We start from the raw sequence: 20,934 nt of genomic DNA, 5'->3' as shown, positions 1-20,934 counted from the left end.
ACGACCATGGCCATTCGCCAAAAAACTGTTGTGACAATAAAAATGTCCGGCTTTGCCAGCAGCCACAGCCACTGCGTGGTGCACACCCGCGACCTGTCTCTCACAATTGACGAGCCGATCGAGCGTGGCGGAACAAATTTAGGCTTTTCGCCCACGGAAACCGCCTATGCCGCCCTGGTCGGGTGCACAAATACTATCGGCCACAAATGTGCCGATAAACTGGGCATCGATATAGGTAATCTCGACTTCGAAATGGAAATCGACTTCGACCGTCGCGGTGTCCTGTTGCAGGAAGAAATAGAAGTGCCGTTCAAAGCGATCCGGCTCGACGTTACGGCCTCTGGGGCCGCCAACGACGCCGAACTCGCCCAAGTCGCGGCCGAGACTGAGAAATACTGTGCCGTTTCAAAGATGTACAAAAATGCTGGCACAGAAGTGGAGGTCAACTGGACCAAGAAATGACCTCGTAAAATTTGAACCATCCAGGGAGGAGACGATGGGAATGATGAACAAAGGACTGGCGCTTGGAGCGCTGATGGCCGGATTGGCTGCGGCTCCGGCTTTTGCCACAGAGACAATCAAAGCGGTCGTGATCGACGGTTATCCGGCACGCGCACTGTGGGTGAAAGAATTCACCAATTTCTTTATCCCGGAAGTGGACAAGAAGCTGGCGAAAACCGGCAACTATGAAATGGACTGGCAGGAAAGCTACGGCGGCTCCATCGTGAAGCCAAAGGGCGTGCTGGAAGGCGTAAAGCTGGGTCTTGGCGACATTGGAATCGTCACTACGATTTTCCACAGCTCCAAATTGCCATCTCAAGCAATTTCCGCGGTCACCCCATTTGTCGCTGCTGACGCGCGCGCGGTGGCCAAGGCGGTGGATGAGATCGCCAAAGAATACCCGACCATGCAGAACGAATTTGCCAAGCAAAATCAAGTATATCTGGCCACAGGCGTGGTGCTGGACACCTATCAGGTTTTCTCCAAAGAACCGGTGAACTCTGTGTCTGACATGGAAGGCTCCAAGGTTGCGGGTGCAGGTATGAACCTGCGCTATCTGGAAGGTATCGAGGGCGCCGCGGGTGTGCGCGGCGGCCTGACCGATTTCTACAACATGCTGGACACCGGTCTGGTGGACAAAGCCATGCTCTGGCCGGAAGCCGCCAAGACCTTCAAGATCGCCGAAGTGGCGCCTTACATGCTGAAGGCGGACCTTGGCGCGGTGAACTCTAAGACCATCACCGTGAACAAAGACTACTGGGACAGTCTGCCTGATGAGGTGAAGACCGCACTCCAGGAAGTCGCTGTGATGTACAGAGACCACGTCGCCGGCATTGCCATGGACCGGGCGGCTGAGAGCCGTGAGGCCTATGTTGCTGCGGGCGGTACCATCTCCGAAGCCAGCGAGGAAGACCGCGCTGCCTGGGCCGCTGCCATGCCTGACATTGCCGCGGAATGGGCCGCAACGCTGAACGACAAGGGTGAGCCGGGCTCCGACATGCTCAAAGCCTACCTCGGCAAACTGGAAGCCGCCGGTTACACTGGCGTGCGTGACTGGTCCGCCGGCGCGGGCAGCTAAGCAAACAAAGCAAAAAGGGCCTGACTGTGACGACCTCTCTTTTTGGCAAGACACTCCGGGCCCTTTCCGGAATAGCCAGCACCATCGCAACCGGCGCCAATGCAATTGGCACCTTGGTGGTGCTGGGCCTTGTCCTGATCGTAAATTTTGATGTGGTGGCGCGGGGCATCTTCAACGCGCCCTTCCGCGGCGCATACGAAGTTGTGCAATTTGCCATGGTGCTGATTGTATTTCTTCAGTTACCCGATGTTGTGCGCGTGAGCCGCCTGACACGCTCTGACGGATTTCTGGTGGTGATCGGCCACCGCTTTCCTCGGTTTGCCAATGGTTTGCGCAAGGCGATTGACACGGTTTCCGCCGTCTTTATGGCCCTGATTGCTGTGACAATCTGGCCCGAGTTTCTGGATATGCTGGACACACGCGACTACTTCGGCGTGCCAGGCATCTTCACCGCGCCGTGGTGGCCGATCAAGCTCACCATCTTTGCCAGCGCGGCCCTTTGTGCGGTGCTCTTTCTATTCAAAGTACTATCCCCAGCAGAAAAACCCGAGCTGATCCGCGCTCCCGAACATGAGGACAAAGAATGAGTCCCCTTGAAATTGGCATGGCCTCTGTCGTTGCCATTGTCGTCCTGATTTACCTCGGGATGTACATCCCGATTGCCCTCGGCGTGGTGTCTTTTGTCTCGATCTGGTTGATGCGCGACAACTTCGACTTGGCCATGAACCTGCTAAAAATCGCCGTAGGCGACAGCGTGATGGAATACACCTTTGCCACCGTTCCGCTGTTCACCTTCATGGGGCTTGTGGTCTCCAAGGCCGGGCTGGGCGCGGATGTTTATGATGTCATGAGCACAGGCTTCCGCCGCGTGAAAGGCGGTATTGGCATGGCGACCGTCGGAGCGAATGCCGTGTTTGCAGCCGTGACCGGATCATCGATCGCCTCCGCCTCGGTGTTTTCCAAAGTCTCCGTTCCGCAGATGCTCAAATACGACTACAACCCGCGCTTTGCCGTGGGGGTTGTCGCGGGTTCCTCTGTGCTCGGCATGATCATCCCGCCGTCGGCGATGCTGATCATTTACTCCTTTGTGGCAGAGCAATCGGTGGGCGAAATGTTCCTCGCCGGTATCGTGCCCGGCCTGATGCTCGCTGTCGCCTATGTTGGTGCCATTTTCATCATGGGGCGGTTTTTCCCTAAGTTTGTCGGCGGCCGGCCCGCCGAGGGTTTCGAACCGATGCCCTGGGGCGAGATTGCATCAAAAACACTGCCCACTGTGGGTCTGATCGTTGTGGTCTTGGGCGGCATCTATACAGGGTGGCTCACGCCGGTTGAGGCGGGCGCCACCGGCTCTTTGGTCGCCCTTGTGATCGCCCTTGTCCGTCGGCGCATGACCGCAAAAGCCTTCTGGGAAGCGCTGTTGGAGACCGGACATATCACCGCGTCTATCCTCTTCCTGATCACGGCTGCCTCGATCTATTCCCGCATGCTGGGCCTTGCAGGCCTGCCCAATGAGTTGGGCGACATGCTGTCGTCGTCCCAAGCCAGCTTCTTTACAATCATGGTGCTCTACGTGCTGTTGATGCTGTTCTTGGGCACTCTGTTGGACACCGCCTCAATCATACTGATCGTCGTGCCGTTGTTCCTACCGCTGGTGGAGCCCATGGGCCTCAGCCTCGTATGGTTCGGCATCATCACGGTTGTAGGTGCTGAGATCGGCCTGCTCACCCCGCCACTTGGCATCTCCTGCTTCGTGATCAAGGCCACGCTGAACGACGACCGCATCTCGCTCAAAGATGTTTTCCTTGGCGCCCTGCCTTTTGCCGGCGTGATGCTCATCGTACTTATCCTGCTGATCCGCTACCCCGCGCTCAGCCTTGCTATTCTGAACTAGGAGGCGCCTATGCGCTCTGTCACCAAAGACAATATCACCGATGTTTTCACGTCATACTTCGGCGAAGATACCGATCCTCGGGTAAAAGAGGTGCTGACGGCGCTGGCGCGCCACATGCATGACTTTGCGCGTGAAGTGAACCTGACGCACGACGAATGGCGGGTTGGCATTGATTTCCTGACCCGTGCCGGAGAGATCACCACTCCGGAACGACAGGAATTCGTGCTGCTCTCAGACGTGCTTGGACTGTCTTCGCTTGTGGACATGCTGCATTCGACGCCAGAGGCCACCAGCTCTTCGGTACTGGGCCCGTTCCATGTGTCCAATCCGCCGCCTCTTGCGATCGGCGGCGATATGAAACGTGACTTCGAAGGCGAAGTCATATTGGTGGAGGGCACCGTGCGGGACACCGACGGCAAGCCGATCCCCCATGCGACGATCGACATCTGGCAGACGGCGCCCAATGGCATGTATTCCAGTCAGGACCCCGATCAAGACATTCATTCTTTCCATGGACTGATGACGGCGGACGAGAACGGCCGGTACGCCTTCACCACCGTGCGCCCCGTCGAATACACGGTGCCAGCAGATGGCCCGGTCGGGGACATCCTAAGAGCCGCTGGTCGCCATCCTTGGCGCCCGAGCCATTTGCACTACATCGTGTCCGCCGAGGGATTCCGGTCTTTGGTGACTGAAGTCTTCCCGGATGATGATCCCTATCTGGATCAAGACACGGTGTTTGGTGTTCGCGACGATTTGGTCATGACCTACGTCCAGCAACCGTCGGGTTCTTTCCCGGATGGCTTTGAGATATCAGGCAAAGTTGATGGCACCTATGCGCGAGTAGACTTTGATTTGGTGCTGGCCAAAGCCTGAACCGGTCCTAGTCCTAGGTGGCGGTGCTGTCAGACTAATTCGAACTAGTCTCAGCTAGGACAGAATTTCTGCCTTTTATTCGGCACAAAGTTGGCGCCACTCGGCCAGAGCGGCGCCACGGTTCACTTTGAAATTTTGTCTAGAATAGAGACTGCGCTCCAAATTGAAGAGGTTGAGAACTGAGGCGTGGACGGACGCGAATTTTTGCAGGCTTCGCAATCGTCGGAAGCGCAGCATCGCCCTCTCTCTTCGTCGAAATGGAAGGTGAGAATTCTCTGCGCGATTGTTCACCCAGCGGCCAGTTTCCTGCCTGTTCGCGCTGCCAATTTCCTTCATCGCAGCACCGTAAGAGCGGAGTTTGTCAGTTACGAGTGTGCCTGGCCGACCGTAGCGCCGCATTGATTTCTTGAGAAATTTCAATGCTGCCTTCCTATCTCGCGTCTTAGTCACATAGCTTTCCAGCACTTCACCCTCATGATCAACGGCCCGCCAAAGGTAGTACCGCTCGCCGTTGATCTTCACGAACATCTCGTCTAGGTTCCGTTTCCAGTTCGAGTGACAACGCATCGATTGAGATCGTCTCCTTCGGATTTCAGAGGCAAACTGAGGCCCAAACCTTTGCCACCAAAAGCGGACAGACTCGTAGCTCACATCAATGCCGCGTTCGTGATGCAAATCTTCCACGTTGCGCAGCGAAAGAGGAAACCGGACGTACAACATCACCGCCAGACGGATGATCTCGGGGCTGGTTTTGAAATAGCGAAATAGTGGGCGCTTGGTCATCCCAAGAGGCAATGTGACCGCCCTGCCCCTCTCAAGCCGGTTTCTTCTGACAAAGCCTCTGCAAGCGCTCCAGACAGTTGGCCGCCGGATGGTAGAAGATACTGAAGCCAAGAGACTTTCCCGGCGATCAGACCCCACCTCCAAGGGTTGCTGGCGTCAACTCGAGCAGGCGTTTAGCAGCCGTAGACAATCCCCCAAGCGTCAAAGCTGTTGCATCGTTGCACGTTGCTACAACGTTCACATGGGACAGTGCTTCGGTATAGTTCCTCATCAATTCGGGCGCGCCAATTAGGTGCACAGGTTGCTTGTCCCAAAGCTTTCGAGTTGCGGCCAGTTCAAAGCCTACCAACAGCCCGGACAACCGCGCTCTTGCCGCTTCCGGAGCCGGACCGGTCAACAGAGCTTCCGCACGAATCTCGAAAATTTTCATAGCGACGACTTCTGGCTCAGCGAGTGCGCAACTGCAGGCGGCCTCGAAATTGGCCTGATCCCATCCGCTCCCAGCCATAGAATGACGCAACACCGAACGCGATGACAGCAGGCCAAACATCTCGCCAGTCATGGCCGTCCAGAAATATTGAATTTGGCCATCGGCAACAACAACCCATTTAGAATGGGTACCGGGCAAGCAAATGACCCCGGAGAAATCAGGCTGGGATTGTAGAAACCCCGCAATCTGCGTTTCTTCGCCTCTCATCACATTAAAAGGCACAGACTGCTTGACGCCAGGAAGAATAAAAACTTTTCGCGCCGTGCCAGGCGCTTCTTGGGCCCGATCCGCCAATTTCTCAAGCCCTTCGTCGATCGCCATGTAAGGCACGTCGATCCAGCCCTGTGCCGCGCCGACCATGCCGCAGGCAACAACGGGCACTGAGGCTCCCACCCCGATCTGATCCAAAGCCGTTTCCAGCACGGGTGAAAACTCCGGTGGCGTAAGGCTGCCCATGCCTTGCGCGTCCGAATGATGCGCACACACGGCCCCATCAAACCCAACTGCCCAAGCCCTAAAACTGGATGTGCCCCAATCCACTGCAACAAACGCGACTGAAGACATGGTCCTACGTGACCTCATAGTGAGAAATGAAATCACGGTCCGGCTCCACACCAAGCCCCGGCTTTATTGGTATTGTAACGCGGCCTCCGTTGCGGGCCACTTGTCCCTGAATGTCCAGCGGCTCACTCAGCAGATCGTCCCGAAAGCGGTTTTCGGTTGTGTCAAATTCCAGCATCGGCTCCCAAGGGTGTAATCCACCCGGCAAAGGCGGCATCGCGGCCAGCAGTTGCAAGTTGGTCGCCACGGCGATGGCGCTGCCCCAGACATGGTTTATGACCGGTGTGAAATGCGCGTGACACAGGCCCAGAACGCGCAGGTATTCTGTGATGCCGCCCAACGCGCAGACTTCGGGCTGCGCAATATCCAACCCGCGATTCTCAAGGATTGAACGCCATCCCCAACGGGCGAATTCCGCCTCGCCCCCGGAAATATTGACTTTTAGACCGACCCGCAGTTCGCGGTATCCGTCCAAATCTTCCGGCGCCACCGGTTCTTCAAACCAATAAGCCCCCAGTTCATCCAGTGCACGACCCACATAGAACGCGTCAGACGTGGTGTAACAATGGTTGGCATCCACCATGAAACGCGCCTCGCCCACGCCCTTGGCCACGGCCTCGCACAGACGGACATCGTCTTTCGGCCCGAGACCGGTTTTCATCTTTGCTGCGCCAAATCCCATGCCAATGATCGCGGCGGCTTCATCCGTGAAACGTGCGACGTGATCTTCAACGCTTTCGCGTTTCAGCATCATCCCATAGCCATACGCCGGAACATCGCTGCGATGCGCACCGCCAATCAGCTTGTGAATGGGCAGTCCTGCGACTTTGCCCGCAATGTCCCAAAGCGCAATATCAACGCCCGAGAGCGCCTGTATCGGCATGCCTTTCTGCCCGTGATCGCGCAACAGGTTATATACCTTGTGCCAGGTTACATCACGATCAAGCGCATCCATCCCGACAACCATCGGGGCGATCACACGCTCCACAATGGTCTTGTTGGCGATGGCCACATTGCCGGGGCCAAAACACTCGCCCCAACCGGTGATGCCTTGATCTGTTGTCACCTCAATCAGATGCGCCGTGCGTTTGGCGTAGTATTGCTGCGAATACCCCAGTTCTTCGGGCATATCACATTGGAGAACGTGAGATTTGATGTCGATGATCTTCATGCGGTTTCCAAGGCTCGGGTGATGCGTTTGACGACGAGGTAATCTTGCAAGGCCAGCGGCGAACAATCATGCCCGATGCCGGACTGCCCGATGCCGCCGTGTGGAAGGTCGATGTCATATTTGACGCCGTTGATCTGTATTTCGCCGAAGCGCAAAACCCGCGACCAATGCGCAGCCCGCGCAAGATCGCGGGTAAAGACGTAAGCAACCAAGCCGCCTGCGTCCCCATCATTGGCCATGCGCGCAAGATCGGTGTCGTCATCAAACGGGATGATACTCACAATCGGCCCGAAGGTTTCTTCGCGATACACCTGCATGTCCTCTCCCACATCTGTCAGGACCGTTGGCGCGAGAAAGTGACCTTTGCGTAACCCATCTGGCCGTGCCCCACCGGCGAGCACTCTGGCCCCGTTGAGAGCGGCCTCGTCGATCATGCATTTCAATCGGGTCCAAGCGCGGCCATCAATGACAGGCCCCATCGCAATATCGCTGTCTTTGTCCCATCCAACCGCAACAGCTTCGGCCCGTTTGGTGACTTTCTCTGAAAACGCCGCCAGAACGTCGCGGTGCACAAACACACGGTTGGGCGCGACACAGATCTGACCCGCATTGCTGTATTTGATCCCACAGACAACATCCGCCGCCTTGTCCAGATCGGCATCGGGGAACACCAATACCGGCGCGTTACCGCCAAGCTCCATCGAATACCGTTTGATCGTTGTGGCACCGGTTTGCATGATGTGCCGACCGGTTGCTGTGGACCCAATCAGTGTCACCATATCCGGGATTGGGGAGGCCGTAAGATAGTCGGCAACTGCATAGCTTTCCGTCGTCAAAATCTGCACAACACCCGCAGGAAGCCCGATCTCATGGCACAGCGCACCGACGGCATAGGCCGAAATCGGCGTCTTTTCCGAAGGACGGATGATGATCGGACAGCCGGCGGCCAGCGCTGGCGCCAGTTTATAGGCAAGGTTGAGCAGCGGAAAGTTCCACGCCAGAAACGCCAGCGCGACACCAACCGGTTCATGCACCAATTGATGCGCATGTGTCCCCGCACGGTCCGTGAGGGCTCTGTCGTGCACGCGTGCGATCTCCTCGGCATAATACGCCAAGGCCCGCTCCAGTATGTCGAAATCCTCCTGCGTATCTGCCCAGGATTTACCCATTTCATAATGAATGCAGCCTCTCAGGTGATCCTCATGCGCCAACACAGCCTCGCGCAGCTTGTGCATCCAAGCTTGTCGCTCCGCGATAGGCGTGGCCGCCCAAAGCGGTGCCGCAGTCTTTGCCGCCGCTAAGGCTCGATCCGCCTCAGCAAGTCCGGCAACTGCCACGGAGGCCACTTCTTCGCTGGTTGCAGGGTTGATGACATCCATCTTTCCGGCGCCATCAATAAGAGCCCCGTCGATATACATCTGTTCAGGGAAGGTCATGGTTTTCCTTCATTTTTAAAGCGTTTTGGGTAACTTGGCGGCGCTACCAATTGGTGACGGACCCATCAGGGCGTGACAGATGCGGGCACTCAACATGCTCGGTGCCGCTGGCGCGAAGGGCGGCTTCATCCACCTCAACTCCAAGCCCGGGCCTGTCTGGAACCGGATAAACAGGTCCATCCAGATCGACCTGCACCGGAAACAACGCGGGGTCATGGAAACCGAGGTTCTCTACTGGCGACTGCCGCGTTTCGAGCCAGGAGAAATTCGGCACCGCTGCGGAGAGATGAACGCTTGCGGCGGTACAGATCGGGCCGAGCGGGTTGTGCGGCATCAGATCGACGTAATACCGTTCCGCCATACCTGCAATTTTCATCGCTTCTGTGAAGCCGCCGATGTTGCAGATGTCAAACCGCATGAATTGGGTCAGCCCTTGTTCCAGATAGGGCGCCGCCTGCCATTTGCTGGCGAACTCTTCCCCGATGGCAAAGGGAATGTCGGTCAAACTACGCAAGGCCGCATAGGCCTCGGTAGATTCACATCGAATGGGCTCTTCCAGAAAATCCAGAACCCCCGCCGGCAACTTGGCGCAGAAATTTGCAATCTCAACCGGCGTATAGCGGTGGTGCAAATCAATCCCCAAACAAAGGCTCAGGCCAAAGGTTTCTCGCAAAAGGGTCAGCGTGCGAGCGGTGTCGCCAAGCGATGCGCGCGGATCAAAGGTTTCGCTGTCAAACCCAGCGGGATAGATGCGCACACAATCCCAGCCCGCGTCGACCAAAACCCGCGTGGCCTCGACCGCCTGATCATCTGATGTTGCCAAAAAACTGGCGAAAGTTGGCACAACGTCGCGCTGCTTGCCTCCCAGCAGTTGGTGCACGGGCACTTCAAGACGCTTTCCCAAAAGATCATGCAAGGCAATGTCGATGGCAGAGATCGCTGCGGTCAAAACCCGTCCACCCTCAAAATACTGACTGCGATAGCACTCTTGCCAAACACGGCCAATCTTGCGGGAATCCTGCCCAACAAGAAAGCGGGCAAAATCGTGGATCACCGCTGCCACTGCTGTTTCGCGTGACGACAGGCCGCTTTCTCCCCAGCCAATCAGCCCATCCTCCGTTTCAACGCGCACCAACAATTGGTTGCGCCCGCCGACGCGGGCGATGATTGGGTCAATTGCGGCAATCGATGCCGCGGAACTGGTGGAGCAAATCGCAGGCGCTGCCTGCGCGTGATGCGTCTTCAGGGCCACAGGAGGCACCTCCATTAGAATCTCTCTTCAACATCATGACACACGATCAACAAATCGTACATTATTTTTTACATTTTGTGTTTGATATTGATTTTTCACATGATTGCCTTCAGGAATGACCCCGAAAAACCGGAGGCGCGAGGATGCAAAAGAGAAAAAACATGCTGCTGTTCGTGACGGATCAGTGGCGCTGGGACACGTTGCACCTGCCTGATCACCCTGCCAAGCTTCCCAATCTGCGGGCATTTGCCAAAGAAGCCGCAACCTTTTCCAACGCCTTTACTCCAGTGCCACTTTGCACGCCTGCGCGCGGAAGTCTCTTTACCGGGAAGCTACCGCATCAACATGGCGCTATGGACAACGTGCAAGGACGCTCATTCTACCCGCATGGCAAATTGCATCCTGAACAAGTGACATACCTCGAGCGTTTGCAGGACGATGGCTATCGGCTGTCCTTTATCGGCAAATGGCATCTTGGCGATCGTACGCTTCTGGACCGCGGTATTCATGATACCGCACTAAGTGATGGCGGCGACATGGATTTGATGAAAACCGCCGAGATCACCTTTGGCGGGCCGCGCAATTCCCCTTACTACGCGACAATTACAGACGGCGTTGCGCTCGATGAGCAACGGGTCAATCTGGCCATCGACAAGCTGCCGGAATTGGCCGCGTCGGATCAACCTTTCTGCCTTGTCGTGTGTCTGCATGGGCCACATTTCCCGCATCATGTGCCCAAAGAATTCGTCGATCTCTATAAAGACCTGCCTAAAGATTACGTGCCCGACAATTGGTGCGAACAGTTTTCTGAGCAAGGCAAGCCAGCCGCGCAGGGAGCATATTATTGGCCCTGTCAGGACACATCGCACATGACCCAGCAAGACTGGCGGCGCACAGCTCAGCACTACTGGGGATTTTGCTCTTGGATCGATGCTTTGTTCGGGCGGTTGTGCGCCGCGGTCAGCGACAACGGATTGGATGATGACACGCTCATCGCGTTTACCGCTGACCACGGCGAGATGTTGGGCGCGCATGGATGGTTCGACAAGGGACCGTTCTTTTACGAAGAAGTTGTTCGCATTCCGATGATGGTCAAAGACCCGTCCGTGACCGATGGCACAACGCACGACAATTTTGTCAGCTTTCACGATCTCTTCCCGACACTGATCGACCGCGCACTTGCGGGAGAGGTGCTGACCGATGCTGAGCGACAACGTTCGTTTTGGCGTAGCGACGCGGATCACGCCTTTCTGGGATACGACGCCTATCAGGGGCGCCAGTTCCGGTTTCGTGGCATCAGAAGCGCGAGATACAAATACGTTTGGAGCCCGCATGACATCGCAGAGCTCTACGATTTGGAAGCTGATCCGCAGGAGCGCCACAATCGCGCAGATGATCCGACCCTCGCCGAGGTTCGGCAAGACCTGCACAAAACGCTATTTGACTGGATGCGTGCAGAAGGTGACTGGCTCGCCGGTCCCGGCCATCACGCGCCCGTTGGCAGCTACATCGATGGGCGCGCAGCCTCAGAGCAGCACGATCATGGCCCCATGTGATAAAGGCGCATGTGATCAGGGCGCATGGTCATAAACCACCCGAAACCCCGTGTGCGCGCTTGTGCTGTCTGGCGTGTTACCAGTGCGCGCAGCAATGCGATACCGATAGCAATAGCTGCGGTGGCACAGGAATGATCCGCCCTTAAGCAGCTTTTGCCCCCGTGCCGCAGCATTTATTTGTCGCGCCTCCCGTGACGCGCCACGCACGCGAAACGGTTCCGCGCTCCACTCCCAAACATTGCCCACCATTTGATAAAGGCCGTAGCCGTTTGGTTGGTACGCCAGCGCCGGTGCTGGACCCGTGAAACCGTCACCGCCGGTGTCATGCACGGGGAACTCACCTTGCCAGATGTTCAGATGCTTTGCGTTTGTGTCTGATGGCTCGTCATCCCCCCAAGGATAACGCACGTCGCCAAGCCCTCCACGAGCCGCATGCTCCCACTCGGCTTCTTTCGGCAAGCGCCCTCCGGCCCAGGTTGCAAAGGCACGGGCATCGTCCCATGCCACATGCGTGACGGGCATCTCGTCTGAGGCCGGCGCGCCCTGCGGCCCAGTTGGATCGTGCCAGGTTGCCCTCTCAATCTTGCGCCACCATTCCAGCCCGTCCACACCCAGCGTGCCTTCGCCGCGATTGGGCAGATGGTCAAAAAAGACAAAAGACCAGCCAAGCTGCTCTGCGATGGTGCGATAGCCCGTGGCCATGACAAACCGACGAAACTGCGCGACGGTGATCGTGCCCGCTTCGACCCAAAGATCGCGCACCCGCTTTTGTATGAGTGGACCCTCACAATCAGACGGAATCTGCGGATCGCTTGTCCCAACCAACGCCACGCCGCCCGGACAGGGGCGGCAATTGCGCAGATGTGCTGCCGGATCAGGGGCGATACGTGGCGCGGCAAGGCCGCTTTGTGCGCCTCGCGGCGGCGCGCAACAGGCTTTGTCAGCCATTCCGCCCGCGGGTCCGTGCTTGGTTGATGCGCAATTGGTCGACCACGTGCCGCCCCGCGTCCTGAATATGCTGGTTGAGCACGGCAACAGCACGTTCCACATCTTGCGACTTGATTGCATCGATCAAATCGCGGTGTTCCTGAATGATCGCTTCCTGACGTCCGATGGCGATCGGAACCCGCGTGCTGATTGACCCGAGAATTTCGCGGTGTTGTTTCCACACCCCAAAGGCCACACGATTGTAGTGACGTTCATACATATACTCGTGGAACTGATGGTTCAGCTCCGTGTGATGCGCCTTGTCCGAAAAGTTCAGCCCCTCAATTTCCGCCTGAATTCGGTCCAATTCGGCAATGTCCTCGGAGCTCGCAGTCTCGACAAAGAGTTTCAGAAGGTAAGGTTCCAGCTGATAGCCCACTTCCGCCACATCACGCACAAATTCCATATCAATGGGCCGCACGCGGGCGCCTTGGTTGGGAATGAACAACACCAACCCTTCGCCGCGCAATTGTTGCAATGCCTCGCGCACGGGGTTGGTTGACGTGTTGTGCTGCTTGGCCAACTCCGAAATCTTGAGCCGCGCATTGGCCTCAAGCGCCCCAGACAAGATGTCATGGCGGATCGCCTCATAAATGGAGGTCTGCGGTGGGTTTCCTGCGTCAGACGCGAGGGCAATAGGGCCGGCAGTGCTCATGTATGTGTCACCCAGAAGTTCTTGCGGTTAAGGGCTGGCCACCCCATTACGCATGATTTATGTTTTTTCGTACATTATTTTAGCGAAAGTGCCAAGATGAACTTACCGATTTGCGCAGATGCCGCCAAGGCCGGTTGTGGCGAGGGATTGCTTTGGGACGCGGACCGCGGCGTGCTGTGGTGGGTCGATATCTCAAAGGAAGCCCTGCACTCCTTTGATCCCAAAACGAAACGCGCCACACGCGTGGCTCTGCCCTATCTCATCAGCGCGCTGGCGCTTGACCAAAACGGCGACCTGCTGATCGCGACCCAAAAGGGACTGGGTCGCGTTGATCCCCAAAACGGGCAGATCACCACTTTGCACGACCCAGAGCCTGACACGCCGGGCAACCGGCTCAACGACATGGTTGCAGGGCCGGACGGTGCATTATGGGTGGGCACCATGTCTGAGGGTGCCAAAGGCCCCACGGGTGCGCTTTACCGATATGGTGGAGGACAGCCAGAGGCCAAGATGGCCAATTGCACAATTTCAAACGGCTTGGCCTTTAGCCCAGATGGCACCCGCATGTACTTTATCGACAGCGTTCCCGGCGTTTTGCACGTCAGGGAAAACGAGACATGGCGAACCCTTTGCACATTTGACGACAGTACCGGCAAGCCGGACGGTCTGACCGTGGATGCCGAAGGCACGCTTTGGATTGCAATCTGTGATCGCGGCCGCGTTATCGGCATGACCCCGAAGGGCGAGACAATCGTCGCTATCGAATTGCCTTGCAACATCGTGACGAATTGCGCTTTCGGCGGTGCTGATCTGAAAACGCTCTTTGTGACAACCGGCACATTCAGCATGACTGAGGAAGAAAAAGCCGCCAACCCGAAGGCTGGCGGCCTATTCGCTGTAAAGATGGATACACCGGGCTTGCCACCTTATCGTGCGACGTGGCCGCAGGCTTAGCGCATCGTTCTTGCCATTGGGGAGGCGTCCACGGCAGGAGCAACTCTCAGCGTATTCGGGTGCCCGTCTTTGCGTCGAAAACCAATGCAAAACTTGGATCAAAGGCTGTCGTCAGGCGGCCGCCCTCGGTAGGACGAGCGGCACCGCGCAACTCTATGATCACCGGATGCGGCTCTCCATCAACCGAAGAATAGGCATAGGACACGCCGCCCAAGTTCTCGATCACATCGACGTCCAGGGCAACCTGCACCGGACCGTCCGACATAAAGTGTTCAGGCCGCAGACCAACCTTCACCTTTTGGCCAACCTGCAATGACTGCGAAACGTGGACCGGCACAGCAATATCCCCAAGGCGCGGCACAGAAACCATGCTCCGTCCACTGTCAGAGGACACGACGGCTGCCTCAAAAAAGTTCATACGCGGTGAGCCGATAAAGCCGGCGACAAAAAGGTTGTCCGGGTCGTCATAGAGTTTCGCAGGCGTGCCCGCTTGTTCGATCCGCCCATCCCGTAAGACAACGATCTTGTCTGCCATTGTCATCGCTTCGACCTGATCATGCGTCACGTAGATCATGGTTGCGGCCAGCTGTTTGTGCAGCTTGGCAATCTCAACCCGCATCTCAACCCTAAGTTCTGCGTCAAGGTTGGACAGCGGTTCATCGAACAGAAAAACGTCGGGCTGACGCACGATGGCGCGGCCAATGGCGACACGCTGTCTTTGCCCGCCAGAAAGGGCTTTGGGCTTGCGATCCATATAATCCGTCAGTTTCAGAATGCGGGCGGCCTCATCAACCTTGCGGGCAATTTCCTCTTTGGGGGTGCCACCGATTTTAAGCCCAAAGCTCATATTCTCCCGCACCGTCATGTGCGGATAGAGCGCATAGGTTTGAAACACCATAGAAACGCCACGCTTTGCGGGGTCGATGTGGGTCACGTCGCGCCCGCCAATCGTCATGCGTCCGCCTGTTGTCTCCTCAAGCCCCGCAATCATCCGCAGCAGAGTGGACTTGCCACATCCCGACGGGCCAACAAACACGCAAAAATCGCCATCTTCGATCTCAAGGTCTACGCCGTGGATCACTTCTACATTGCCATAGCGTTTCACCGCCTGTCTCAGCGCCAAGTCAGCCATTGCGCTTTCCTTCCAAGTCAAAAATGTCCAAGAGCGCCGACATTCCGCGATCTGCCAGAACATCAGACCCATTCAGCGCAGCCCCCGCATCCGAGAGAAGAAACGCCGCCAAAGCGCCGATTTCGTCCACCGTTGTCACCTCGCCCTCTGCAGTCCAAGACCGAAAACGATCCGCCAGATCTGGGGTTTGCATGGCCTCATCAACAATTTCTGTGCGGGTCATGGCCGGGCTGATTGCGTTGACGCGCACGCCTTTTGTGCCAAGAGACCAAGCCATTGCGCGGGTCATTGCGACAATCGCTGCTTTGGTCGCCGCATATCCTTCGTGTCCGGGGTTTGTGGCGCGGGCATGTACGGACGCGATGTTGACGATTGCGCCTTTGCCAGCCTCCGCCATGATACGCCCCGCGGCCTGACAGCCGACCAGCACAGAGCGCTGATTGACCGTCCAGAGCGTTTCCATTTGCGCCCGCGTCATCTCGAGGAACGGCACTTTGATCGTGACGCCCGCATTGTTGACCATGCCGTCCAGCCGCCCGGCACGTGCGTGCGCCGCCGCAATCGCAGCCTCAAACGCATCGAGGTCTGTGACATCCAACTGCACAAACTGCGCGCCGGTTTCTGCCAAACCCTCTGCCTCGAGGCTTTTGTCAAATCCGGTCACTTGCGCGCCCGCCGCGACACAGGCCTTGGCAATCCCAAGCCCGATGCCAGCGGCGGCACCCGTCACAATGATATGTCTGCCTTCAAGGTTCATTTGACCGCTCCTGCCGTGGCACCCGCCATGATCTTGCGTTGGAACACTGCAAACATCAGCAGCAAAGGCAAAGAACCGAGCACCGCCGCAGGGAACAACTTGGTGGGGTCAATCCCTGTGTTGCCCACAAATTTATAAACCGCGATCATCACTGTCAGCTTGTCTTTGTCCGTCAAAAGCAGCAGCGGATAGATGAAATCATTCCACACCATGATCATTACAAACAGCGACAGCGTCGCCGTGACCGGTGCAAGCAGCGGGCGGATTACGTGCCAGAACACCTGCCAGTTGTTGCAATTGTCCAACCGCGCCGCTTCTTCCAACTCCATCGGAATGGCAGCAATGAAACTTGTGTAGAAAAACACGGCCAAGGGCAGTTTCAGCGCCGCAAACGCCAGAACAATCCCAAGATAACTGTCCAACAAACCAAGGTCGCGGAAGATCACGTAAATCGGCGTGATCGTCACAAAATTCGGCGTCGCAAGGCCCAAGGCCATGACCATCACGATCACCCGACTGATGCGGTTTTGCATACGGGCCAAGGGGTAAGCCGCCATCGCGCCAGCAAAGACCACGACCACGATCACCGAAAGCGTGATGCCAAGCGAGTTGATCACAGAGCGCACGTATCCCATCGACGACAACGCCGCCATGTAGTTGCCCCAATACAGGCTGTTAGGCAGTCCCAGCGGATCCTGCGCGATCTCGGTCGAGGTCTTAAAGGACATCATCACCATATAAACAAGCGGCAGCAGCATGATCGCCACCAGCGTCAGCACAACGCCATGTACCAAGATCGACTTGGCGCGGCGCCGGATCAAATCCCAGTCGGGGCCTGCACGTTCTTGCGGCGCGGATTGCGTTTCAGTCAGGCTCATGACGTATGCTCCCGGTCCCTCAAGACCTTGTTTTGAACAAAGGCAACGGCCAGCACGATCACCAGCATCACAACCGAGAGCGCACTCGCGAAGCCGAATTTGTATTGGCCAAAGAGGTTGTCGATGATGTCGATGGACAACAGCCGCGTGGCCCCGTCCGGCCCGCCTTTGGTCAGGATAAAGGGCAACTCGAATGTCTTGAGCGTGCCAATCGTGGTCAGCATGACCGACACCGTGATTGATGGTCCCAAAAGCGGCAATTCAAGGTATCGAAACCGCTGCCAGCTTGAGGCCCCCTCTAGACGGCCCGCCTCGTTGATTTCTTCGGGAATACCGGCGAAGCCAGCTAAGAAGATCGCGCAGGTAAAGCCTGTGAACATCCAGATTTGCGTAAATGCCACAGAGTAGAGCGCGATGGATGGATCGCCCAGCCAATTCTGCTCCCACGCACCAAGGCCCAAGTCCCGAAGCGCCACGTTGATGCCGCCATTCAGAGGCGAATACAGGAATTGCCAGACATAGCCGATCACAACAAAAGACATCATCGCAGGCGTGTACAAAGCCGCCCGGCTAAAGTTGCGGATCAAAGGCAGCCGGTGCAGCATGGCCGCGAAAAACAGACCTGAAACGGTCAGAGCGGACACCACGATCACCGTGTACCAAAGCGTGAGCCAAATTTCTGTCAGATACCGGTCGCGCGTAAAAATCCGCTCGTAGTTGCGCCAGCCCACGTCCTTTGCTTCGCCGATCCCTTTGTAGTTGGTCAGGCTCATCTCGAACGTCAGGATGATCGGATGGATAAAGAACAAACCGATCACCAGCAAAGCTGGGATCGTAAACAGATACAGGGATCTTCTGGCGCGCATTTTCTTTTCCCTCGCACAATGGTTTGTGCTGGCCCGGTACAAAAAGCGCCGGGCCGGTTTTTTTACATGTTGTCTTCGACGACATCGTCCCAGCGTTGCAACGTGTCGTCGTTGTCGCCGTCGATCTTGAGCAAGAAGCCCGTGATGCTGTCTTCCCACTCAGATTGCAGGACTTTCGGGAACTCAAGTGTCGAGAAAGGCCACAGGATCAAACTGCCTTCTGCGCGCGCCTCTGTATAGGGTGTCGCAAGGTCGGGCATGGTCGACACGCCGCCCACATAGGGGCTATAGGCGCCCTCGGCTTCCAGAAAGACGTTGAGGTTTTCTTCCACAGCAAAGAAGTCTACCCACTTGCGCGCGGCGTCCTTGTGCTCTGCATCGCGCGGAATGGCCCAGCCCGGCCCCACAAGATCAAGCGCCAAGCCATGTTCAGTGAACGCCGACGGCATCGGAGCGAACTGGTAATTCAGCCCGTCTACGGAGGAGAAATTACCGATATTCCAAGCCCCCTGGGGCAAGATCGCCACGTTGCCCGCGCGGAATTCCTGAGGCGCAGTTGCCCAAGGGTCGAGACCGGCCTGCAATTCCGGATCAAAACACTCGGCTGCAACAAGATCCCGAACGCTGTCCAGTGAGGCGCTAAAGTTGGCATCGCCCACAAACTGACGTTCGCCGCTGCCATATTCCGCAGGGGACACACCATTGGGGTCGATCCCGTTTGCCCCAACATAGAGCATTGCCGGGAAACCACCCGCGAAAATCATCGGTGCGATGCCTTCGGCGGCTAAGGCCTGACAGGCCGACTTGAGCTCATCCAATGTCACCGGCGCTTTGTCGATGCCGACTTTGGCCAGCAGGTCCATATTGACGAAGTTGCCCATCCCAATGACTTCCAACGGGTACACAAGGATCTGACCGTCTTTGGTCATCACATCGCGCACAGCCGGAACCATTGTCTCGTACCAAGCACTGTCGGTGCCAAGATCCGAAAGGAAACCAGCCCCGCCCCACAGATCAACCAAGGAGCTGTCCACCATAGTCACATCCGGCGGGTTGCCTCCTTGCAGGCGTGGCGGAATAACCTTGTCCACATCCTTACGCGCAACATATGTCAGCTCGACGTCGATGTCGGGGTTCGCGGCTTCAAACTTCTCAATCAGCTCCGGCAACCCCGCAGGCTCCGCCTCATTCCCCTTCCACGCGACAACGTCAAGAACGGTCTGCGCATGCGCGGCTGACGTCAGAAGAATGGCGGTCGCCGTGACCGCAGATAAAACTCGAATCATTTTAGGATGCTCCTCTCTTCCTGCCAAAATCGTACATTATTTATTTTTTATTGTACATTGAGAAATTGCTTTCGTAGATGGTGAGCAGTCCAAGCCATCGAATCCCACCAATGAACAAAGGCGACCCGTTATGAGCAAAGCCCCCAATGTCCTCCTCATTTCAACAGATCAACAGCGCGGAGATTGCATTGGACCCGAAGGACGTGGCGTCCGCACCCCGAACCTCGACAAAATTGGGCGCAATGGGGTTCGGTTTTCAAAATGCATCACCCCTCATCCAATGTGTCAGGCCGCGCGCGCATCGATCCTGACCGGCAAGCTCCCCTACAGTCACGGTGTGCGCGACAATGGTCGTGACATGGACCTGTCGCTGGCCGATCAGGGGCTGGGTGGCCTGTTTTCGAATGCGGGCTATGACACATATTTTATCGGCAAAGCCCACCTGTCCTCGCAACAGACCTTTGAACCGACGGGGCGGCCAGAATGCTACAAAAGCGCCGGGGATTTCGGGCCGGAGTGGCGCGGCAGCTATATGGGCTTTGACGATGTGCAACTGATGTTGCGGCCTCATCATCACACACAATGGTATCCGGCGCCCGAAGCGTTGCACTATGAATATTGGCTGGATCAAGGCGGCAAAGGCGAAGACCGCTGGACACGCGCCAAGGACCGGCTACAGCCTGACACGGCGCACTTTCAGACGTGGCGCTCTGGATTGGAAGCCCCGTGGCATTCATCGCCCTGGATCGGCGACCGCACCGTCGACATGATCCGCAACAAAGGCGACAAGCCCCTGATGGCATGGGTGTCCTTCCCCGATCCGCATCCACCGTTTCTCTCACCAGAGCCTTGGTGCGACATGTATGATCGAGACGAGGTCACAATCGCTCGGCATCCGACGCTTGATCTCGAGGCCCGCCCTTGGTGGCATCGCGTCTTCGTCGAGGATAGGGCCAAACCGATCAAGCAGGGTGCAGAACACAACGCAGGCGGTGTTGACTGGGGCCAAAAAGGCGACCTCAACGAAGTCGCATTGCGCGATCTAACACGCATTTATTTTGGCATGATTTCTTCGGTGGATTACGAGATTGGGCGCATCCTACAGGCGCTGGAGGAGACAGGCGAGCTTGAGCACACCTATGTCATTTTCATCAGCGACCACGGCGAATGGCTTGGCGATCATGGTCTGCTGCTCAAAGGTCCGATGCTCTATGATGGCCTGCTTCGTGTGCCCTGTTTGATACAGGGGCCGGACATCCCAAAGGACCGCGTGATCAACGATCCGGTTGGCACAATCGATGTTTTGGCCACTGCCACCGACTTGGCGGGCATCGCATCACCGGACACGCACGGAAAATCCTGGCGCCCCCTGTGGGATGGCACAGAAAACCGCGATTTCGCGCTTGCGGAATACGAGGTCGACGCACTGCGCTCGGCCGTCGACATGGATCTGATGACAGTGCGCAGCGGGCGCTATCGTATGTCGATGGATCTCAAGACAGACACAGGCGAACTCTATGACATGCAGGATGATCCCGACGAGATGGTCAACCGATTTGACGATCCCGATTTTGCAGCTATTCGCCGCGAACATCACGACATGATACGATCCCGCCCGAATGACATGATTCCTGTGTCTCCACGAGTCGGCTGGCACTAAGCTTTCTGTCTGACGTCAGCACCTTTGGGTCCAATTAAGGCCGTTTGCAAAGAGAGTGCTCTCCCGCCAAGGCCCGCCGGGTTTCGCGTCCAAAAACAATGCCTCTTTCACACGAGGAGTCACCCAACCAACATGGCGCAACTTGGGATGGCATAAACCAGACC

At 56.9% G+C, this 20,934-nt stretch carries 20 protein-coding genes; 8 read left to right on the top strand and 12 right to left on the bottom strand.

The genetic code is table 11. The features are described 5' to 3' along the window. The first annotated feature begins 6 nt into the window (after positions 1 to 6). Genes BXY66_RS01745 through BXY66_RS01725 form a run of 5 tightly spaced genes read left to right on the top strand, consistent with a single transcriptional unit; the run spans position 7 to position 4,346 of the window. Complete coding sequence (locus BXY66_RS01745) at positions 7 to 462, top strand: OsmC family protein (protein WP_132858459.1); 456 nt, start codon at positions 7 to 9, stop codon at positions 460 to 462. Positions 463 to 502: 40 nt separating this feature from the next. After that, positions 503 to 1,579 carry a C4-dicarboxylate TRAP transporter substrate-binding protein gene (locus BXY66_RS01740; RefSeq protein ID WP_132858458.1) on the top strand — a complete coding sequence of 359 codons (1,077 nt, stop codon included), beginning with the start codon at positions 503 to 505 and terminating at the stop codon, positions 1,577 to 1,579. Between the two features lie 26 nt (positions 1,580 to 1,605). Then, complete coding sequence (locus BXY66_RS01735) at positions 1,606 to 2,166, top strand: TRAP transporter small permease subunit (RefSeq protein ID WP_132858457.1); 561 nt, start codon at positions 1,606 to 1,608, stop codon at positions 2,164 to 2,166. Further along, entirely contained in the window at positions 2,163 to 3,470 is a 1,308-nt protein-coding gene (locus BXY66_RS01730; protein ID WP_132858456.1) for a TRAP transporter large permease, read from the top strand. The genes BXY66_RS01735 and BXY66_RS01730 overlap by 4 nt, the downstream gene beginning before the upstream one ends. Positions 3,471 to 3,479: 9 nt before the next feature. Then, a complete protein-coding gene (locus tag BXY66_RS01725) occupies positions 3,480 to 4,346 on the top strand; it encodes a dioxygenase family protein (RefSeq protein ID WP_132858455.1) in 867 nt (288 codons plus the stop codon). 75 nt (positions 4,347 to 4,421) lie between these two features. Here the strand turns inward: BXY66_RS01725 and BXY66_RS01720 are convergent, their stop codons facing one another. The 5 genes from BXY66_RS01720 to BXY66_RS01700 form a co-directional block, all read right to left on the bottom strand. Further along, on the bottom strand, positions 4,422 to 5,129 hold the full coding sequence (locus tag BXY66_RS01720; protein WP_132858454.1) for an IS6 family transposase: 708 nt from the start codon (positions 5,127 to 5,129) through the stop codon (positions 4,422 to 4,424). Between the two features lie 127 nt (positions 5,130 to 5,256). Then, entirely contained in the window at positions 5,257 to 6,183 is a 927-nt protein-coding gene (locus BXY66_RS01715; protein WP_207911279.1) for a 2-dehydro-3-deoxygalactonokinase, read from the bottom strand. Positions 6,184 to 6,187: 4 nt separating this feature from the next. Next, positions 6,188 to 7,351 carry a mandelate racemase/muconate lactonizing enzyme family protein gene (locus BXY66_RS01710; protein WP_132858453.1) on the bottom strand — a complete coding sequence of 388 codons (1,164 nt, stop codon included), beginning with the start codon at positions 7,349 to 7,351 and terminating at the stop codon, positions 6,188 to 6,190. Next, positions 7,348 to 8,787: an aldehyde dehydrogenase family protein gene (locus BXY66_RS01705; protein ID WP_132858452.1), complete on the bottom strand. Its 1,440-nt coding sequence runs from the start codon at positions 8,785 to 8,787 to the stop codon at positions 7,348 to 7,350. Before BXY66_RS01705 ends, BXY66_RS01710 begins: the two co-directional genes overlap by 4 nt. A 43-nt stretch (positions 8,788 to 8,830) precedes the next feature. Beyond that, positions 8,831 to 10,039 (bottom strand): mandelate racemase/muconate lactonizing enzyme family protein, encoded by a 1,209-nt coding sequence (locus BXY66_RS01700; protein ID WP_243694270.1) that lies wholly within the window; start codon positions 10,037 to 10,039, stop codon positions 8,831 to 8,833. A 143-nt stretch (positions 10,040 to 10,182) separates the two neighbouring features. Here BXY66_RS01700 and BXY66_RS01695 point away from each other — a divergent pair, with 143 nt between their 5' ends. Then, positions 10,183 to 11,595 (top strand): sulfatase-like hydrolase/transferase, encoded by a 1,413-nt coding sequence (locus BXY66_RS01695; RefSeq protein ID WP_132858450.1) that lies wholly within the window; start codon positions 10,183 to 10,185, stop codon positions 11,593 to 11,595. 15 nt (positions 11,596 to 11,610) lie between these two features. Here the strand turns inward: BXY66_RS01695 and BXY66_RS01690 are convergent, their stop codons facing one another. Both BXY66_RS01690 and BXY66_RS01685 read right to left on the bottom strand, forming a co-directional pair. After that, on the bottom strand, positions 11,611 to 12,543 hold the full coding sequence (locus BXY66_RS01690) for a formylglycine-generating enzyme family protein (protein ID WP_132858449.1): 933 nt from the start codon (positions 12,541 to 12,543) through the stop codon (positions 11,611 to 11,613). Continuing rightward, positions 12,536 to 13,237, bottom strand: a complete 702-nt coding sequence (locus BXY66_RS01685; RefSeq protein ID WP_132858448.1) for a GntR family transcriptional regulator — start codon at positions 13,235 to 13,237, stop codon at positions 12,536 to 12,538. The genes BXY66_RS01690 and BXY66_RS01685 overlap by 8 nt, the downstream gene beginning before the upstream one ends. A gap of 96 nt (positions 13,238 to 13,333) precedes the next feature. Here BXY66_RS01685 and BXY66_RS01680 point away from each other — a divergent pair, with 96 nt between their 5' ends. Further along, entirely contained in the window at positions 13,334 to 14,191 is an 858-nt protein-coding gene (locus BXY66_RS01680) for an SMP-30/gluconolactonase/LRE family protein (RefSeq protein WP_165929083.1), read from the top strand. Between the two features lie 46 nt (positions 14,192 to 14,237). Here BXY66_RS01680 and BXY66_RS01675 read toward each other — a convergent pair whose 3' ends face one another. The 5 genes from BXY66_RS01675 to BXY66_RS01655 all read right to left on the bottom strand — a co-directional run bounded on the left by BXY66_RS01675 (position 14,238) and on the right by BXY66_RS01655 (position 19,110). Then, entirely contained in the window at positions 14,238 to 15,323 is a 1,086-nt protein-coding gene (locus tag BXY66_RS01675; protein WP_132858446.1) for an ABC transporter ATP-binding protein, read from the bottom strand. Further along, positions 15,316 to 16,080 carry an SDR family NAD(P)-dependent oxidoreductase gene (locus tag BXY66_RS01670; protein WP_132858445.1) on the bottom strand — a complete coding sequence of 255 codons (765 nt, stop codon included), beginning with the start codon at positions 16,078 to 16,080 and terminating at the stop codon, positions 15,316 to 15,318. The genes BXY66_RS01675 and BXY66_RS01670 overlap by 8 nt, the downstream gene beginning before the upstream one ends. Beyond that, a complete protein-coding gene (locus BXY66_RS01665; protein WP_132858444.1) occupies positions 16,077 to 16,958 on the bottom strand; it encodes a carbohydrate ABC transporter permease in 882 nt (293 codons plus the stop codon). The genes BXY66_RS01670 and BXY66_RS01665 overlap by 4 nt, the downstream gene beginning before the upstream one ends. Next, entirely contained in the window at positions 16,955 to 17,824 is an 870-nt protein-coding gene (locus BXY66_RS01660) for a carbohydrate ABC transporter permease (RefSeq protein WP_207911278.1), read from the bottom strand. Before BXY66_RS01660 ends, BXY66_RS01665 begins: the two co-directional genes overlap by 4 nt. Before the next feature lie 62 nt (positions 17,825 to 17,886). Beyond that, on the bottom strand, positions 17,887 to 19,110 hold the full coding sequence (locus BXY66_RS01655) for an ABC transporter substrate-binding protein (RefSeq protein ID WP_132858443.1): 1,224 nt from the start codon (positions 19,108 to 19,110) through the stop codon (positions 17,887 to 17,889). A 130-nt stretch (positions 19,111 to 19,240) separates the two neighbouring features. Between BXY66_RS01655 and BXY66_RS01650 the strand changes: the two genes are divergently transcribed. After that, entirely contained in the window at positions 19,241 to 20,770 is a 1,530-nt protein-coding gene (locus BXY66_RS01650) for a sulfatase family protein (protein WP_132858442.1), read from the top strand. Positions 20,771 to 20,934 lie beyond the last annotated feature (164 nt).

This window comes from Shimia isoporae (assembly GCF_004346865.1).
Lineage (GTDB): Bacteria > Pseudomonadota > Alphaproteobacteria > Rhodobacterales > Rhodobacteraceae > Shimia > Shimia isoporae.
The sequence above is the reverse complement of the archived record's forward strand: the minus strand, read 5'-3'. Positions and strand labels throughout refer to the sequence as shown.

Excerpts from the sequence above, each read along its gene's own strand:
- BXY66_RS01665 (WP_132858444.1), bottom strand. The coding sequence starts at position 16,958 with ATGAGCCTGACTGAAACGCAATCCGCGCCGCAAGAACGTGCAGGCCCC.
- BXY66_RS01730 (WP_132858456.1), top strand. The coding sequence starts at position 2,163 with ATGAGTCCCCTTGAAATTGGCATGGCCTCTGTCGTTGCCATTGTCGTC.
- BXY66_RS01650 (WP_132858442.1), top strand. The coding sequence starts at position 19,241 with ATGAGCAAAGCCCCCAATGTCCTCCTCATTTCAACAGATCAACAGCGC.
- BXY66_RS01715 (WP_207911279.1), bottom strand. The coding sequence starts at position 6,183 with ATGTCTTCAGTCGCGTTTGTTGCAGTGGATTGGGGCACATCCAGTTTT.
- BXY66_RS01675 (WP_132858446.1), bottom strand. The coding sequence starts at position 15,323 with ATGGCTGACTTGGCGCTGAGACAGGCGGTGAAACGCTATGGCAATGTA.
- BXY66_RS01685 (WP_132858448.1), bottom strand. The coding sequence starts at position 13,237 with ATGAGCACTGCCGGCCCTATTGCCCTCGCGTCTGACGCAGGAAACCCA.
- BXY66_RS01725 (WP_132858455.1), top strand. The coding sequence starts at position 3,480 with ATGCGCTCTGTCACCAAAGACAATATCACCGATGTTTTCACGTCATAC.
- BXY66_RS01655 (WP_132858443.1), bottom strand. The coding sequence starts at position 19,110 with ATGATTCGAGTTTTATCTGCGGTCACGGCGACCGCCATTCTTCTGACG.
- BXY66_RS01705 (WP_132858452.1), bottom strand. The coding sequence starts at position 8,787 with ATGACCTTCCCTGAACAGATGTATATCGACGGGGCTCTTATTGATGGC.
- BXY66_RS01720 (WP_132858454.1), bottom strand. The coding sequence starts at position 5,129 with ATGACCAAGCGCCCACTATTTCGCTATTTCAAAACCAGCCCCGAGATC.
- BXY66_RS01680 (WP_165929083.1), top strand. The coding sequence starts at position 13,334 with ATGAACTTACCGATTTGCGCAGATGCCGCCAAGGCCGGTTGTGGCGAG.
- BXY66_RS01695 (WP_132858450.1), top strand. The coding sequence starts at position 10,183 with ATGCAAAAGAGAAAAAACATGCTGCTGTTCGTGACGGATCAGTGGCGC.
- BXY66_RS01690 (WP_132858449.1), bottom strand. The coding sequence starts at position 12,543 with ATGGCTGACAAAGCCTGTTGCGCGCCGCCGCGAGGCGCACAAAGCGGC.
- BXY66_RS01660 (WP_207911278.1), bottom strand. The coding sequence starts at position 17,824 with ATGCGCGCCAGAAGATCCCTGTATCTGTTTACGATCCCAGCTTTGCTG.
- BXY66_RS01745 (WP_132858459.1), top strand. The coding sequence starts at position 7 with ATGGCCATTCGCCAAAAAACTGTTGTGACAATAAAAATGTCCGGCTTT.
- BXY66_RS01740 (WP_132858458.1), top strand. The coding sequence starts at position 503 with ATGATGAACAAAGGACTGGCGCTTGGAGCGCTGATGGCCGGATTGGCT.
- BXY66_RS01670 (WP_132858445.1), bottom strand. The coding sequence starts at position 16,080 with ATGAACCTTGAAGGCAGACATATCATTGTGACGGGTGCCGCCGCTGGC.
- BXY66_RS01710 (WP_132858453.1), bottom strand. The coding sequence starts at position 7,351 with ATGAAGATCATCGACATCAAATCTCACGTTCTCCAATGTGATATGCCC.